Genomic DNA, 17,176 nt, shown 5'->3' on the forward strand with positions numbered 1-17,176 from the left:
AATAAAATAAGCGCCAAACCATTACAGTAGTTTTGCCGCTTATTAAAGGGGTAATATTTACCCTTTCATTTGTTCAAGCTCTTTGCCTTTGGTTTCGTGTAAAAACTTAAATACAAATATGACTGAAACAAACGCGCAAAATGCGTAAAAACCATACGCCCCAGCTAAACCAATGCCTGTGAGCATAACAGGGAACGACCAGGTAATTAAAAAGTTAGCTATCCACTGGGCAAAGCCGGTCACTGCAAGGCCTGAACCGCGAATTTGGTTAGGGAACATTTCGCCTAACATAACCCACATTACAGGGCCCCACGATAAGTTAAAAAAGAACACATACGCATTAGCGGCTATTAAAGCAACTATGCCCTGCTCTCCTAATTCTAAGTTGCCTGTTGAGCCAATATCTGCATTTAAAAAGGCATAAACAATAACCGAAAGTGTCACCGTCATACCAATTGAGCCGGTTAACAAAAAAGGTTTTCTGCCAATTTTGTCTATAAAATACATGGTAATAAACACCGCTAAAATACTTACAAAGCCGCTTATTATATTAATAAGTAACGCGTCAGATTCAGTAAAGCCTGCTGCTTGCCAAAGTACCGCGCCGTAGTAAAAAACAACGTTAATGCCGACTAATTGCTGAAATGTAGCTAAGCCAATTCCTATCCAAACAATAGGGCGTAAACGTTTTTTAGGTTTATCAATAAGATCAGATAATTTAGGTTGGTGTTTATCGCCAGCAAGAGACTCTGCTATTTCATTTAATTTAAGAGCGGCAGTTTCATCGCCATATAATTTAGATAAAACACGCGCGGCGGCCTCTTTTTTACCAGCCATAATTAAGTATCGAGGGCTTTCGGGGATAAAAAATAAAGCGATTAAAAACAAGCATGCAGGTAATAATTCAACCCAAAACATCCAACGCCATGTTTCAAAGTCGTGCCAAAATAACGCCGTAGAGCCGCCAGCCGTATTTGCTAAAAAGTAGTTACTTACAAATGCGCTAAACAAACCAAAAATTATAGCCACTTGTTGAAGTGTAGAGAGCGTGCCTCTGTATCGTGCGGGGGCAATTTCGCTAATATATGCTGGGGTCATAACCGATGCTGCGCCTACCGCTAAGCCGCCTAAAATGCGATAAATCACAAATTCAAACGATGTGACTGACACACCCGAGCCCCAAGCACTTATAATAAATAAAGCTGCAGCAAAAAGTAAAATTGGACGTCGTCCAAATTTATCAGCCAACCGACCTGCGCAAAACGCACCAATTGCACAACCAATTAGCATGCTCGAAACGTTAAACCCCGTACCCGCACTACTGGAGCCAAACGCTGTTTGGAGTCCATCAACCGTGCCGTTAATTACGCCGCTGTCAAACCCAAATAAAAAACCGCCAATGGTCGCAACAAAGCAAACCAGTACTATTAAAAGTACATTTTCTTTCTCGTTCATAAGTATCCATATTGCGTGTTGTTGTTATTTTATATAGATTTTGAAGCTCAAAAGGGTGTGCTTATTTAGTTGTTTTTATTGGCTGAGCTTGATTCTCTTTCTATTAATTCAAAATCTAAAATATGTCTTAAGTCTAAACTTTTTACATTGCTCAAATCGTTATACTGTCCCGATGCTAGTAAAGTAATGGCAAGCTCAGCCATTTCATTAATGGGCTGTTTTACCGTAGAAATATTTGGCCACACTATGGTTGCAAGTTGCGTGTCATCAAAGCCAACAACCGACAGTTCGCTTGGAATATTAATACCTTGTTTTTGAGCTATTGAGATTACAGCGGCTGCCATATCATCGTTAGCTGCAAAAATAGCTGTTGGTTTATCATCAAGCGAAAGTAATTTTATTGCCGCTTCCATACCCGATTGATAGGTAAAACTACCCTGCTCTATATACTCAGGTGGCGTTATTATTTTATTAGAGCGCAGCGCATCTAAATAGCCTTGGTAACGCAAACGGCTAACACCTTGTTTAGTGTCGCCAATAATATGTGCAATTTTGCTATGCCCTTGATTTATTAAATGCTCTGTAACATCAAACGCCGCTTGATAATCGTCCATGCATATATAAGGGGAGCGATTTAATTTTGTATCTGGCGTTATTCTTACAAACGGAATATTTGCTTTAGTAAGAACATCTAAAACCTGTTCGTTGTCGCACATAGGTGGCAGTAAAATCATGCCATCAACCTGTGTAACATCAATAAGTTGCTTTACCGATTCAATTGTTTTGTCAATATCGGTATGCGCTTCGTCAACAACAAGGTGGTAGCCCAGTGCGCGGCATTTTTTAAGCGCTGCCAATAAAAATTGGCTTATGTAAGAGTCACTTGGGTTATCGTATAAAAGCCCTAAAAAGAATGACTTAGTACTAGCAAGGCGCCTAGCAGACACATTTGGCCTGTAATTTAATTGCTCAACAACAGCCATTACTTTTTCGCGGGTTTTGTCGCTTACTTTTTTGTCTTGGTTGAGCACGCGCGAAACTGTCATCATTGATACACCAGCCTGCTCGGCTACATCTTGTATTCTTGCTCTTTTAGGATCGGCCATTACTGTTATTACCTACTCACAATCAGTGGATTGTTATAATTAACTTTCTTAATTTTCATTATACATAATTGTAAAGCTTGATATTGTTTACAGCGCGTTTTAAATGATTACTTATTGACAAAGTCTTATACTACACTGAAAATGTTAGCGCTAACAACAAATTCATAATCTTCACACCCAATAATATAAAAAACTTAAAAAGGCCTATATTATGAGCATGCTGCAAAACCCAATTCTAAGAGGCTTTAACCCAGACCCAAACATTGTCAGAGTTAATAACGACTACTACATAGCCACTTCAACATTTGAATGGTTTGGCGGTGTGCAAATTCACCACTCTACCGATTTAGTAAATTGGCGAGTTATAGGCCAAGCACTTAACACCGTAGAGCAACTCGATATGCGAGGAGTGCCCGACTCTTGCGGTGTATGGGCACCGCAACTTAGCTACAACAATGGGCGTTTTTATTTGGTGTATACCAATGTAAAAAGCTTTGATGGCCCATGGAAAGACACGCCAAATTATTTTGTATCAACCACTGATATTACCGGCAACTGGTCACAAGCGACTTACTTAAATTCTAGCGGTTTTGATCCGTCTATTTTTCACGATGATGACGGTAAAAGTTATTTGCTAAACATGCTGGTTGATCACCGCAACAACACACTCTTTGGTGGCATAGTAATGCAAGAGCTTTGCCTAAAAACCAGTAAGTTAATAGGCAATGTTAAACCTATATTTGCAGGCACAGATCTTGGTTGCACTGAAGGCCCGCATATTTTAAAACGCGGCGAATACTACTATTTAATTACCGCTGAAGGTGGCACAGGGTATGAACACTGCATTAGTATTGCGCGCTCTAAAAACGTATTTGGCCCTTACCAAGTACACCCGTACAACCCCGTTATTACAGCAGCCCACGAGCCGAGTAATGCGCTACAAAAATGTGGCCATGGAGATTTTTTTCAAACACAAACCGGTAATTGGTACACGGTATTTTTAACATCAAGACCACTATCTGAGCGTGGCCGCTGCATTACAGGGCGTGAAACAGGGATTGAGCAAATAATCTGGAAAGACGATGGCTGGCCTTATGCAAAACACACAAATAAAGCCCCGAGAATACACGTACCCGTTGAGGGCTTAACGCCAAATCCACAGCCGCAACCCACAACACATATTGATTTTAGTAACGATGATCTGACTATTGATTTTCAGTCATTGCGTATACCTATGTGCAAAAATTGGGTCTATAAAAATACTCAAAAAGCATCGCTCACCCTAGTGGGAAAAGAGTCTTTAAGCTCATTGCATCAGCAAAGTTTTATTGCCAGGCGTATACAGGCTCATCATACTGTTAGCAGCACATGCGTTGATTTTGCGCCGAGCAGTTTTCAGCAAATGGCGGGGCTTGTATGTTATTACAACACCGCTCATTACTACTATTTACATATAAGCGGCGGCGATGTAGGCGATGAAACCACACCACGTTATTTAAATATAATAAGCTGCGATAAATACCAAACAAGTACGCCTGTTGCACCGCTTTTGCTTAAAACAAACAAACCTGTTCACTTAAAAGCTGATTTTAATGGCGCTCAGCTGCAGTTTTACTACGCCACCGAAAAAAGCTGCTGGATAAAGTTTGGTCCAGTGCTCGATGGTAGTATTTTATCGGATGATTACGTGCAGCAATCACCGCAAGGGTATCGACCGTGTTTTACCGGTGCTTTTGTTGGTATGGCCTGCCAAGACTTATCGGGGGCAAATAAAGAAGCTCACTATTCATTTTTTAATTATGACGAACCTAGCGACGAATAAATCGCCGCTAGTTAAGTTTATTAGTTGATTGAAAGCTTTTTGAAACTGCTTTAAAGCTCATTCAAAACTCTTTTAAAGCTCTATTAAAGTTCTCTTAAAACTATTTTAAAACAGGGCTTTAATACGCTCCATTTGCGATTGTAAAAGTAAACTTTGAGAGTGGCTCATAATGTCACTCTCTCGTTTGTTTTCGCTCAGTAAGCGCCCTACTTCTTGCGCTTCAAAGCTATAACCTTGTGACTGCCTGCCATCTTCAAAATGCTCAATTAAGTCATCAAGCTCATACAAAGAGCACTCATAAGCCCTAAATGCATCGGGTATTTTTATATAGCCTTTGTCGCCAATAATATACGCGCCATTCCCTAACCGGCATTGAAATGACGTTGCTAAGCTCACCATTACATCACCACAATTAGCAGTAATAAGTACATCGTCTTCCACGCCTTTGTAGCGAATATTTGCTCTTACGTATAAGTTTTCAAGGTCGTTATTTAAAAAGTAATTGGCAATGGCAAGCGGATAAATTCCCATATCAAGTAAACAACCGCCCGCTAAATCTGGGTTGTATTCACGCCCATCGGGATTAAAAGGCACAGGGTAGCCAAAGTCAGCTTTAACATGTTTAATAGTGCCAATTCGCCCTTGCTCTACCCATTGTTTTGCTTTTTGTATTGCAGGTAAAAAGTACGTCCACATGGCTTCCATTAAAAATACGTCGTGCTTTTTAGCCAGTAAAGACAACTGCTTACACTCTTCAGCCGAGACCGTAATAGGCTTTTCGCACAATACATGCTTACCTGCTTTAATAGCATCGCTGGCATTTTTAAAGTGAAAGTTATGCGGGGTCGCAATGTAAACTACATCAACGTTTTTATCGTCAAATAATGCTTGATACCCTTCGTAGGCATTTGCCGCGCCATACTTGCTCGCAAAGGCGCTTGCATCTTCCCCTCTTCTTGCTGCAACCGCGTACGCAACACCATTATTGGTATGTGCTAAGTCTTCACAAAATTGTGCAGCAATTCGGCCACAACCAACAATACCCCAGTTTATTTTTTTCATAGTGTTTCCTTATGATCTTAAAAAGAAATTTAAGTGAACTCCAACAACCAAGCAATAAACTTGCAAATTAATTGTTAAACATAGTTTAAAACTAGCTTGACTTAACAATATCAAATCATTAATGTTAGCGCTAACACTGAAACAACATTAAGTATCACATTTATGTTCCTTGGTATCGATTTAGGCACTTCAGGTGTAAAAGTAATTATTTTAGACGAGAAAGACCAATTGCTTGCTCAAGCAAGTGGATCTTTAAGCGTTTCACGCCCTGCACCACTTTTTTCTGAGCAAAACCCTACAGACTGGTGGCTTGCTACATGTAGTGCAATCGAGGATCTTAAAAATACTCACCCTGCATTACTAAAATCGGTAAAGGCTGTGGGCCTTTCTGGTCAAATGCATGGCGCTACGCTGCTTGATAAAAACAATAATATTATTCGCCCAGCCATTTTATGGAACGACGGGCGTAGTGCTGCACAATGTGTAGAGCTTGAAAAACGCGAACCAAATTCTCGTGATATTACCGGCAACATAGCAATGCCTGGTTTTACTGCACCTAAATTGGTGTGGTTAAAAGAGTTTGAGCCAGAAAATTTTGCAAAAGTAGCCAAAGTATTATTACCAAAAGACTACCTACGCTTTTTAATGACCGGCGATTTTGCATCAGATATGTCTGACTCTGCAGGCACATTATGGCTAGACGTAGAAAAAAGAGCATGGTCGCAAAAAATGCTTAGTGCTTGCGACTTAAAAGAGCAACACATGCCTACTCTTTTTGAAGGCACACAAATTACAGGCAAACTAACAGCCCAAGTTGCTGCTAAATGGGGAATGGAGCAAGTACCTATTGTTGCAGGCGGTGGCGATAATGCCGCAGGCGCTGCCGGTGTAGGCGTAGTAAAGCCAAAACAAGCGTTTTTATCATTAGGTACTTCGGGCGTTTACTTTGTTGCCAACGAAAAATACCTGCCTAACCCAGAAGGTGCTGTACATACTTTTTGTCATTGCATTGAAAACACCTGGCACCAAATGTCAGTGGTGTTAAGCGCAGCAAGCTGTTTAACCTGGGTCACTAAATTAACTGGTTTTGAAAACGAAGGTGCATTGCTTGAACAAGTAAGTAAATGCGACTTTAGCAAACCAAGCTCAGTGATATTTTTGCCTTATTTAACTGGCGAACGTACGCCGCATAATAACCCCGATGCCAAAGGCGTGTTTTTTGGTTTAGACAGTGATACCGATGCAGCAGCCCTTGGCCGCGCAGTACTCGAGGGCGTTGCTTTTGCCTTTGCCGATGGCCAACAAGTACTGCTTGATGCCGGCGCACAAATTGACGATGTAACCGTTATTGGTGGTGGCGCTAAAAGCCCACTGTGGGGAAAAATCATCGCAAGCGTACTTAACCGCCCCCTAATTTACCGAGAAGGCTCAGAAGTTGGTCCCGCATTTGGCGCTGCAAGGCTTGCCCGAATAGCAGTAACACAACTCTCTGCACAACAAGTGTGTGTTAACGGCAAAGTAACGCAAACCATTGAGCCAGACCCAATCATGCAAGACTTTTACGCACAGCAATACACAACATACAAAGCACTTTATCAAAGTGTAAAAACATACTTTTAATACACTATTATAAAATTAATGGAGCACAATATGAGCGAGCAATTTTTTACAAACGTTGAAAAAATTAAATTTGAGGGTGAAAACTCTAAAAACCCATTTGCATTTCGTTACTACGACGAAAACCAAGTAGTGCTTGGCAAAACAATGAAAGAGCACCTTCGTTTTGCAGCTTGTTACTGGCATAACTTTTGTTCTACAGGGTTTGATATTTTTGGTGAAGGTACGTTTGACCGTCCTTGGATCCAACCTGTGGGCAACCAATTAGAACTTGCTGAACAAAAAGTAAAAGTAGCCTTTGAATTTTATGAAAAATTAGGCGTTCCTTACTTTTGTTTTCATGATGTTGATATTGCCCCTGAAGGCAAAACACTACAAGAAAGCCACGATAACGTAACGCATATCGCTAACATTATCGAAAAAGAAATGCAGCGCACAGGTTTAAAACTACTGTGGGGTACTGCTAACTTATTCTCAAATCAGCGTTTTTGTGCCGGTGGTGCAACAAACCCTAATCCTAATACGTATGCATATGCAGCAGCACAAGTTAAACATGCAATGGAAATTACGCATCGTTTAGGCGGCGAAAACTACGTACTGTGGGGTGGTCGTGAAGGTTACGACACGCTACTAAATACAGACCTTGCACAAGAAAGCGAACAGTACGCACGCTTTTTAAAAATGGTTGTAGAGCACAAGAAAAAAATTGGTTTTAAAGGTACATTATTAATTGAGCCAAAACCACAAGAGCCGACTAAGCACCAGTACGATTACGATACAGCAACAGTTGCAGGCTTTTTGTATAAGCACGGCTTACAAGACGAAATTAAAGTAAACATTGAAGCAAACCACGCAACACTTGCGGGTCATAGCTTCCACCACGAAATTGCAGTTGCTTGCGCAGAAGGCATTATGGGTAGTATTGATGCTAACCGTGGCGACATGCAAAACGGTTGGGATACAGACCAATTTCCTAACGATGTAGCTGAGTGCACACTTGTTGTTTACGAAATTTTAAAAATGGGTGGCTTTACAACGGGCGGCTTTAACTTTGACACTAAACTTCGTCGTCAATCGTGTGAACGCGATGACTTATTCATTGGTCACATTGGCGGTATGGATACGATGGCTAAAGCATTACTCAATGCAGCAGCAATGATTGAAGGTGGCGAGCTGTCTGACTTTGTTGAAAAACGTTACGCAGGCTGGAAAGAAGACCTAGGTCAAAGCATTCTAAATGGTGAGCAATCACTTGAGAGCCTTTCAGCCTTAGTACACGAGAACAACATCGATCCTAAGCAAGTTTCTGGTCGCCAAGAACTGCTTGAGAATATTGTTAACCGCTACGTATAAGGACATCGCCTCGGTTTTAAAGCCGAGGCGTACATCATTATGAACTTGTTAGAACAACTCAAAAAAGTAACCACGGTCGTTGCCGACAGTGGCGATGTAGAGTCAATCAAAGCCCTACAACCGGTTGATGCAACAACCAATCCTTCGTTAATTTTACAAGCTGCAAAATTACCTCAGTATAAACATTTAATTAGTGATGCTATAAGCAAAGCTGGCAACGACGTTGACGCTATTTGCGACCAACTTATTGTTAACTTTGGCTGTGAAATACTAAAGGTAATACCTGGGCGTATATCAAGCGAAGTAGATGCGCGTTTATCGTTTGACACCCAAGCAAGTATTGCCAAAGGGCGTAAGCTTATTTCGCTTTACGAGCAAGCGGGTATTTCAAAAGACCGCGTACTTATTAAACTTGCTTCAACATGGGAAGGCATTAAAGCCGCCGAGCAGTTAGAAAAAGAAGGTATTAAGTGTAACTTAACCCTGCTTTTTTCGATGGCTCAAGCCATTGCATGCGCACAAGCTAACGTAACGCTTATATCTCCGTTTGTTGGGCGTATTCTTGATTGGTACAAAGCCCGCGATAATAAAGAATACACTCCAAGCGAAGATCCTGGTGTGCAGTCGGTTACAGGTATTTATCAGTACTACAAAAAGTACGATTATAAAACCGTGGTAATGGGCGCAAGCTTTAGAAACACTGAAGAAATAATCGAACTTGCTGGCTGCGATTTACTGACTATCTCGCCATCATTACTCAATGATTTACAAAGCCAAGAAGGTACTCTGGTTACAAAGCTTGACGCTGCAAACATTGCCAAAGCACCGCAAAGCGACATAACCCCACTCACCCACGAGCAATTTTTATGGCAGCACAACGAAGATGCAATGGCCAGCGAAAAGCTCGGTGAAGGTATTCGTAACTTTGCCAAAGATCAGCGTATTTTGGCTAAATTGGTTGAAGACTTACTAAACTAATTTCCCTCAAGCCTGCCATATTATGTGCAGGCTTTTTTAATTTTATTTGAGGTAATACATGACTCAGCTTTCTTCTCGTGCGCCTTTTGCAAATGCTATTCGCGCACTTAGCATGGATGCGGTACAGCAAGCAAATTCAGGGCATCCGGGCGCACCTATGGGTATGGCCGATATAGCCGAAGTACTGTGGAACGATTTTTTAAACCATAATCCAAACGATCCAAATTGGGCAAACCGAGACCGCTTTGTACTCAGTAACGGTCACGGATCTATGCTTATTTATTCTTTATTGCATTTAAGCGGGTACGAACTACCACTAAGCGAGCTTAAACAATTTAGACAAATGCATTCAAAAACCCCAGGGCACCCTGAATACGGTTACACCCCAGGTGTTGAAACAACAACAGGCCCGCTTGGCGCAGGTTTATCAAATGCCGTAGGTATGGCTATTGCCGAAAAAGCCCTAGCAGCACAATTTAACAAAGAGAGTTTTGATATTGTAGATCATTACACTTACTGTTTTATGGGTGATGGCTGTTTAATGGAAGGCATATCGCACGAAGCATGTTCGCTTGCAGGCACATTAGGGCTGGGTAAACTTATTGCTTTTTGGGACGATAACGGCATATCTATCGACGGACACGTTGAGGGCTGGTTTACCGACGACACCGCAAAACGCTTTGACTCTTACGGCTGGCATGTAATAAAAGATATAGACGGCCACGACCCAGAACAAATTGCCAGCGCCATTGCACAAGCAAAACAAGTGAGCGATAAACCTACTCTACTTTGTTGTAAAACCGTAATTGGTTTTGGCTCGCCAAATAAATCAGGCTCGCACGATTGCCATGGCTCGCCATTAGGTGATGACGAAATAACTGCGGCGCGCAAATTTTTAAACCTACCAAATGAAGCATTTAGTATCAGTGATGATATTTACGCCCATTGGGACGCTAAACAAAGCGGTGATAAAAAACAAAAACAATGGCAACAACTGTTTAGTGACTACACCAAAAGCCACCCTGAGCTTGCCAAAGAATTTGAACGCCGCGTAATTAAACGCACCCTACCTGAAAGTTTTGAAGCTATTGCAAACGACTACATTGCACAGTGCAACAAAGACGCTGCCAATATAGCCAGCCGAAAAGCCTCGCAAAACACTATTGAAGCCTTTGCCCCGCATTTACCAGAGTTATTGGGTGGCTCTGCCGATTTAGCTGGTTCTAATTTAACGCTGTGGTCTGGCTCTAAAGGCATAAGCGCAGATGACGCCAGCGGTAATTACCTATTTTATGGCGTGCGCGAGTTCGGTATGAGCGGCATTATGAATGGCATATCACTGCACAGTGGTTTTATTAATTACGGCGCTACATTTTTAATGTTTATGGAATATGCCCGTAACGCAGTAAGAATGTCGGCACTTATGGGTATTCAAAATATATTTGTGTATACCCACGACTCTATAGGCCAAGGTGAAGACGGTCCAACTCACCAACCTATTGAGCAACTAGCCAACCTACGTATGACGCCAAACTTAGTCACATGGCGCCCATGTGACGCAGTAGAAACTGCAGTATCGTGGAAAAACGCGATACAAAATCAGCAGCAACCTACTGCGCTTATTTTTAGTCGCCAAGGGCTAAACCACCAGCCACGCAGCGCTCAGCAAATTAGCGACATAGAAAAAGGCGGCTATATTCTTAGCGAAAGCAATAAAGCACCTGAGCTTATTTTAATTGCAACAGGCTCTGAGGTAGATTTAGCAATGCAAGCTGCTAAAGAGCTCACAGCACAAGGCGTTGCAGTGCGTGTGGTATCAATGCCAAGCACCACATTGTTTGACCTGCAATCAGACGATTATAAGCAAAGTGTACTGCCAAACTCAGTTGTAAACCGTATTGCAATTGAAACATCACACCAAGATTACTGGCTTAAATATGTAGGCTTACAAGGCAAAGTAATTGGTATGAGCACTTTTGGTGAGTCGGCGCCAGGTAATGTGTTATTAGAGCATTTTGGCTTTACCACCAAAAATGTAGTGAGCACCGCGCAGGCGTTAATTAAAGCCAACGCTTAATATATTTAGTACGCGTAATGCGCTAAATAATCCAAACTTTATCCAATTAATGCGCTAAGCCTCCCAAAGCTCGGCGCATTTTTACAATTAACCAACAAAGGTGAACTATGAAATACTTACTATTAATTATGCTTTTTAGTGCAAGTACTAGTTTTAACGCATGGGCAAATGACGAGCAAAATGATGAACTAATGCTAACGATTTTTTTAAAACACGACCAATCAAAAAATCTCTCTGAAATAAAAGAAATACTCAACAACGCTAACTTTTACAAACATTTTCCGCCAGAGGGCGCAACGGTAGAATCTTGGAAAGTAATGATGGGCATAGGGCAAGTAGTCACTTTGCGCTTTCCGGCAGCGCTGTTACCAAAAGTAAACTTATCGATTGAACGTTATGGTTGGAAAGCTTACAGCACTGAGTTTTACCCAACTTACGATCTGTACCCAATCGTAAAAGAAGAAATTAAAAAAGCTAGAGCGAACAATTAAAAGAGTAACCATCATGACAACTTCACTTGTTCAATACACGCTAAGTAATGAGGTAAACGATACTATTTCTATTATTAACTACGGTGCCCGGCTTACCAGCTGGGTTACCCATATTGATAATAAAAAACGAAATATTGTACTTGGCTATTCTAATATTAATGACTATTTAAACGACACGTTTTACTTAGGCGCTATAGCCGGCCCTTATGCAAACAGGCTAAGTAACGCCCAAATAAACATTGATGATAAAGCCTATGCGCTTAATAAAAACGAAGGCGTAAACCAACTCCACGGCGGTCAAAAAGCATTAAGCGACTTGTTTTGGCAGCTCGATTATCATCACAAAAATGCATTAAGTTTACGTATTACCCTACCCGATGGATACAACGGCTACCCAGGTAAAACTACATTTAACGTGCTGTATACCTTTACCACTAACAGTAAAAGCCACAGTAATCTTGATATTAAATTTACAATTACCAGTAATAATAAAACCATTGCAGGGCCTACATCACACCCATATTTTAATTTAAATGGCATTACTAACAGCGCACAAGGGCATACATTAAAACTGGCTGCCGCGCATTATACCCCCGTAGATACAAACGCCATTCCCACAGGTTTAATAGCCCCTGTAGCCAATACGCCTTTTGACTATACAAATGCGCGGGTGCTTAATAAAACCGATAAACTTGATCATAATTTTGTAACCGAGCAAGTACTTAACCTGCAAACCATTAAGCAACACGCAGAGCTTACAAGCGCTGATGAAAAAGTAATGCTGAGTGTGCTTTCTAACTACCCTGCTATTCAGATTTATACAGGGCAGCACTTAAAAGGTGCGTTTAATGCATATGACGGTATTTGCCTAGAGCCGCAATTTTGCCCCGACAGCCCTAATAACCCACACTTCCCGTTTAGCTATTTAACACCACAAGTGCCTTTGCAAACGCATATTAGTTACTGCTTAACTAAAACCAATAAAAAATAGCTATTTTATAAACCAAAAAAGGATCGCTATTAAGCGATCCTTTGCGGGAGGTTAAATACTTAGTGCGATTATAAATCGCTTACAAAGCTTTTAAGTTTTAGCTCACGGTCAATTAATAATGGGTAATCGGTGCGCCCTTGCATTGGCCAATCGTTACGCCAAGTGCCTGCATCGCTTATACCCCAAAAAGTAACGCGGCTTACTTTATCGTCATGTTTTTTAAGTATGTCGAACACGGCTTTATAGCGCTCGCCTAACTGGGTGTTTACTTCACTAGGTAAACCATTCGGGTATGGGTTAAATCGCTCTTGTAGCGCAATATCTAACGAAATGTCAGCGCCTTGCTCTTCACCTTCAGGGAACGGTAATACCGAAATATCAAGCTCGGTTATCATCACATCAATGCCCGTTGCAGCGTATGCCACAATAGAGTCTTCCATTAACGAAAGCTCTGGGTTATCAAGCGAGTAATGCGCTTGCATACCAATACCATCAATTTCAATACCTTTGCTTTGCAAATTTTTAATAAGCGCAATTGCACCGGCTCTTTTTTCTGGCTTATATAAGTTGTAATCGTTGTAATATAACTTGGCATTAGGCGCTGCCTGCTTAGCGTATTTAAACGCGTATTCTATAAAGTCGTCACCAATAATGGTGCTCCATTTAGATTCACGCAGTGTGCCGTCTTCGTTAAGTGCTTCGTTTACCACGTCCCATGCAAAAATACGGTTTTTATAACGCCCTGCAACAGTATTAATATGGTTTTGCATACGCTTAAGTAATGCGTCGCGAGTAAGTGGTTCGCCTTGCTCGTCTTCAAAAACCCAATCAGGTGTTTGCGAATGCCACACTAATGTATGCCCAACTAATTCTTGGCTGTTCTCTTGTGCGTACTGAACTAACGCATCAGCGGCTTCAAAGTCATACGTTTCAAGCTCTGGGTGTATACGCTCCCACTTCATTGAGTTTTCTGGCGTAAAAGTATTAAATTGCGCTTTAGCTACGTTTAAATCTTCAGGCAAAGCCCCTAATATTTGGTCGCGGCTAATCGCTGTGCCAATTTTAAAGTGGTCTTTAAATTGCGCTTTAAGCGTTATTTGCTCCGGCGCTTTTTGCGATTTTAATGTCGGTTTACTTTGCTCTGCTGAGTCATTACAGCCAAGTGCAAGGCTCGACATTCCTAATAAAATAGCAATCGTAAGTTTATTTTTATGCATGATGTACCTATTGTGTGTTTTTTAGTGTGCAACGTAAACTTAACACCATATAGTCCTTTTGACAACAACGTTTTATTAAAATAGACTGAACAAAAATAACACAGTACACATTTCTTAATTGCATACCTAACTAGCAAGATAATTAGTAAATAAATTAGCAAGGACACACATGAAAAACACAACAAACACCTTATCACTAACAGCCGTAGCCATTTTTGCATTAATGGTCGCATTAACTGCTGCATTACCTGTCAGCGCAGCAGATAAACCCACACAACTTACATCAGCTATTGTGAGTCAAAAAGACGCACACATTACTCACTACGAAGGCGGCGATTTTCATACCTACTTTTATGGCGATACACCACTCACCAAAGGCGCTATTACGGGCGTTGCGGTTATTAAACCTAATAACGAAATACACCCTGCCCACCAGCATCCCGATGAAGAATACTTAATGATTCTTGAGGGCTCTGGCACGTGGACGCTTAATGGCAAAAGCCAGCCAGCGCATACTGGAGATATTTTATTTGCAGCCCCTAACGACGTACACGGCATTTATAACAACGGCGATGTGCCACTTAAGTTTGTGGTAGTGAGGTATCAAGCTAAGTAGTTTTGGATGGCTTTTTGAGTTTTTAAGTGAAATAGATCAAAAGAATGATGCACAAAGAGGTTAAGAGACGCTTCGCTTTTAGAGGAAATAAACAGCCTGTTTGAGATCAGGCTGTTTTTAGATATATCCTATTATTAATTTATCAAGATCATAAAAAATTTTTACTATCAAACAATAAAATTCATTTTATTAATTTCATTATCATAATCTTGTATTTTCCCAATCGGGAAATCATGCTTTATTTCTACTCGGTCTTTTACACTTAGATCTTTAGGGATAAACCTCTTAAATATAACTTTATAAGAGTTTTCATTTATTTGCGGTAAAGGAATACATTTATATTCAAAGTGTTCTTCATTTTCAAATATTTGGGGAGGTCGATTTAAATACACTTTTAAATTATTTTTTAGCTCATCAAAATTACTATAAAGTATTAACCAAGCTAAGTGTTTAGCATCTTTGGTAAACTCGTCAAAAACACTAACTATGGGTACAAGGTTATCTTGAAAGTATTTTAGTAAAATTTTTTCATCACACACTGGTACTTCATCTATATCAAAACCAACATACATTCTTCCGCTGTTTAATATACAAGATACAAATTCATATTGTGTATCATTTTCATACTTCCAATTTAATTTCTCAAAGATACCTAATAAATTATTTTGCACAAAATGAGACTTTCGCTTTACTTGTACCGCTGCATGCTTAAGAGTTTCCACGGTCCTATAATTTGAAATTGGTGAGTCAGTAGTAACTATTGACTTTGCCTCACCGATTAAAACAACATTACCGATGCGTAAAATTAAATCAATCTCTTCTTCGCCGTTATCTACTTTTATTAATCCTGAGAAAGGTTTATTAGAGTCAATAATCATAGGGTTATTCCCTATAGCTTCATTAACACCATCAATTATAAGTTTTTCATAAACGAAACCTTTATCTTGATAGTCAATATTTAAGCTAACTAACCAATGCTCCACAACTCTTAAGATTACAGGTGTGATCAAGGAGCTTGTTAATAAAGCATATTCTGATTCGGAAACACTTATTATAGGATGACACCATAAGTCCTCTTTATCAGAAGCAGAGTACTCTATAAAAGATAATATTTTTCTGACTTTTTCTACTTTATAATCTGATGACTTTGCAATCGCTAGACATATTTCTAACTTTTTCACTTTGGGGCAAAACTGAAAAATCTTTTTTATATCAGATATATCAAAATTACTCGGGTATTTATTTGTATAAGTTATAGATAATAAAATTAGGTTTCGAAAGACTTCCAGTGCTTCATTTATACTAAATCCCTGTATATGTTGATTATTCAGCACATCAACACCAAAGTTATCTATTAAAGAATAATAACTGCTTTTCCAGTTAGAATTCGTAGCTTTTAATTCAGGATTAGCATTTTTTATAGATAAGCAAAGAAGATCTCTTTTACGACCACGTTTTACTACTGTTATATATTTGTCTTTGTCGTAATGAGAGAATATTTCAGGGCTTTCAGCTATTATTGCATTTTGCGCATCTAATCTTGTCTTTCGAATTTGACTTACATATGAACCTATTTCAAATTTATCTTTGGGTTGCTTAACAAGATATTCTTTCTTATTTTTATCCAACTCTATCAATTCAAAATTATTCCAGAGTATTGCGTGCCAGTAATTCTCATAAATACCATAGAGCTGTGAAAGTCGTATCTCTTTAAATATAAAATTCATTACACATAAAGGTGAGTTCCCTTTAATTATCTCTTGTGAATTTTTTAAACGAGATTTACAGAAATAAATTGCTTTTTCAAGACCATCTACGGCGCTGTCAGATATTTCTTGTAAGGTAAGCTCGTATGCTCCTGCATTATTAGTAAGCGTCGAACTATGCATACTAAATTTGGACGACAAAGGTTGTTGAGACATGAGGGCTCTATCTCTATTAGAAATAGAGATATATGCTGCTAATAACTCGCTATTCGTTATATTAGGGGCATGTTCTTTATATAGCTTTGTGAGCTCCTTACGTATTTCATCTAACAGGTCAAAGATAATAAGGCCAGCGTCAAAGAGCTCTCTATCACTAGTATCTGCATTTCCTTCTAAGCTTGCCCAGCAATCATTCCAGCTTTTTAGAGAAAAACCTAGCTGTGTAGGTGTTTTAACCTTGTTACTTTTAATTTTTTCAAAAAATAAAGACATTTGTAATTATCCGAGAGTAATATGTAGAAAAACAAGCTTATATCGATTTAAATGACTAAGTAATATTTGGCTAAGTAACGCAGCTAACGATAGTCGGCTCTATTTACAGCAATTAACACCTCAAATTCTTAGCGAGGATATTTAACCTTAATCAAAGGCTATGTAAGAAAATTGAACTTTCATCAATATTATA

Annotated in this window: 13 protein-coding genes; 8 read left to right on the top strand and 5 right to left on the bottom strand. The window is 39.8% G+C overall.

Annotation, left to right across the window (positions count from 1 at the left end):
• Positions 1 to 57: 57 nt before the first annotated feature.
• Positions 58 to 1,461: a sugar porter family MFS transporter gene (locus tag I6F44_RS08260; RefSeq protein ID WP_331459056.1), complete on the bottom strand. Its 1,404-nt coding sequence runs from the start codon at positions 1,459 to 1,461 to the stop codon at positions 58 to 60.
• Between the two features lie 59 nt (positions 1,462 to 1,520).
• A complete protein-coding gene (locus I6F44_RS08265; protein WP_197118744.1) occupies positions 1,521 to 2,561 on the bottom strand; it encodes a LacI family DNA-binding transcriptional regulator in 1,041 nt (346 codons plus the stop codon).
• A 211-nt stretch (positions 2,562 to 2,772) separates the two neighbouring features.
• Between I6F44_RS08265 and I6F44_RS08270 the strand changes: the two genes are divergently transcribed.
• Positions 2,773 to 4,383: a glycoside hydrolase family 43 protein gene (locus I6F44_RS08270; protein WP_197173573.1), complete on the top strand. Its 1,611-nt coding sequence runs from the start codon at positions 2,773 to 2,775 to the stop codon at positions 4,381 to 4,383.
• Positions 4,384 to 4,488: 105 nt separating this feature from the next.
• Here the strand turns inward: I6F44_RS08270 and I6F44_RS08275 are convergent, their stop codons facing one another.
• Positions 4,489 to 5,445, bottom strand: coding sequence for a Gfo/Idh/MocA family protein (locus I6F44_RS08275; protein WP_197173574.1), 957 nt, complete (start codon positions 5,443 to 5,445; stop codon positions 4,489 to 4,491).
• Between the two features lie 162 nt (positions 5,446 to 5,607).
• Between I6F44_RS08275 and xylB the strand changes: the two genes are divergently transcribed.
• The 6 genes from xylB (at position 5,608) to I6F44_RS08305 (ending at position 12,952) form a co-directional block, all read left to right on the top strand.
• The gene (gene xylB / locus I6F44_RS08280) at positions 5,608 to 7,065 is read left to right on the top strand and encodes a xylulokinase (RefSeq protein ID WP_197173575.1); all 1,458 of its coding nucleotides are present in this window, start codon (positions 5,608 to 5,610) and stop codon (positions 7,063 to 7,065) included.
• Positions 7,066 to 7,095: 30 nt separating this feature from the next.
• Complete coding sequence (gene xylA, locus I6F44_RS08285; RefSeq protein WP_197173576.1) at positions 7,096 to 8,415, top strand: xylose isomerase; 1,320 nt, start codon at positions 7,096 to 7,098, stop codon at positions 8,413 to 8,415.
• Positions 8,416 to 8,454: 39 nt separating this feature from the next.
• Complete coding sequence (tal, locus tag I6F44_RS08290; RefSeq protein ID WP_197173577.1) at positions 8,455 to 9,393, top strand: transaldolase; 939 nt, start codon at positions 8,455 to 8,457, stop codon at positions 9,391 to 9,393.
• A gap of 58 nt (positions 9,394 to 9,451) precedes the next feature.
• Complete coding sequence (tkt, locus tag I6F44_RS08295; protein ID WP_197173578.1) at positions 9,452 to 11,470, top strand: transketolase; 2,019 nt, start codon at positions 9,452 to 9,454, stop codon at positions 11,468 to 11,470.
• Between the two features lie 107 nt (positions 11,471 to 11,577).
• Positions 11,578 to 11,961, top strand: coding sequence for a hypothetical protein (locus tag I6F44_RS08300; RefSeq protein WP_197111317.1), 384 nt, complete (start codon positions 11,578 to 11,580; stop codon positions 11,959 to 11,961).
• Positions 11,962 to 11,974: 13 nt separating this feature from the next.
• A complete protein-coding gene (locus tag I6F44_RS08305; RefSeq protein WP_197173579.1) occupies positions 11,975 to 12,952 on the top strand; it encodes an aldose epimerase family protein in 978 nt (325 codons plus the stop codon).
• Between the two features lie 68 nt (positions 12,953 to 13,020).
• Here the strand turns inward: I6F44_RS08305 and I6F44_RS08310 are convergent, their stop codons facing one another.
• Positions 13,021 to 14,169, bottom strand: a complete 1,149-nt coding sequence (locus I6F44_RS08310) for an endo-1,4-beta-xylanase (protein WP_197173580.1) — start codon at positions 14,167 to 14,169, stop codon at positions 13,021 to 13,023.
• 169 nt (positions 14,170 to 14,338) lie between these two features.
• Between I6F44_RS08310 and I6F44_RS08315 the strand changes: the two genes are divergently transcribed.
• Positions 14,339 to 14,785 carry a cupin domain-containing protein gene (locus I6F44_RS08315; RefSeq protein WP_231612809.1) on the top strand — a complete coding sequence of 149 codons (447 nt, stop codon included), beginning with the start codon at positions 14,339 to 14,341 and terminating at the stop codon, positions 14,783 to 14,785.
• Positions 14,786 to 14,952: 167 nt separating this feature from the next.
• Here I6F44_RS08315 and I6F44_RS08320 read toward each other — a convergent pair whose 3' ends face one another.
• Positions 14,953 to 16,983: a hypothetical protein gene (locus I6F44_RS08320; protein ID WP_197173581.1), complete on the bottom strand. Its 2,031-nt coding sequence runs from the start codon at positions 16,981 to 16,983 to the stop codon at positions 14,953 to 14,955.
• Positions 16,984 to 17,176: the final 193 nt, after the last annotated feature.

Origin of the sequence: Pseudoalteromonas sp. NZS11_1 (assembly GCF_015864275.1) — a bacterium.
Classification (GTDB): Bacteria; Pseudomonadota; Gammaproteobacteria; order Enterobacterales; family Alteromonadaceae; genus Pseudoalteromonas; species Pseudoalteromonas arctica.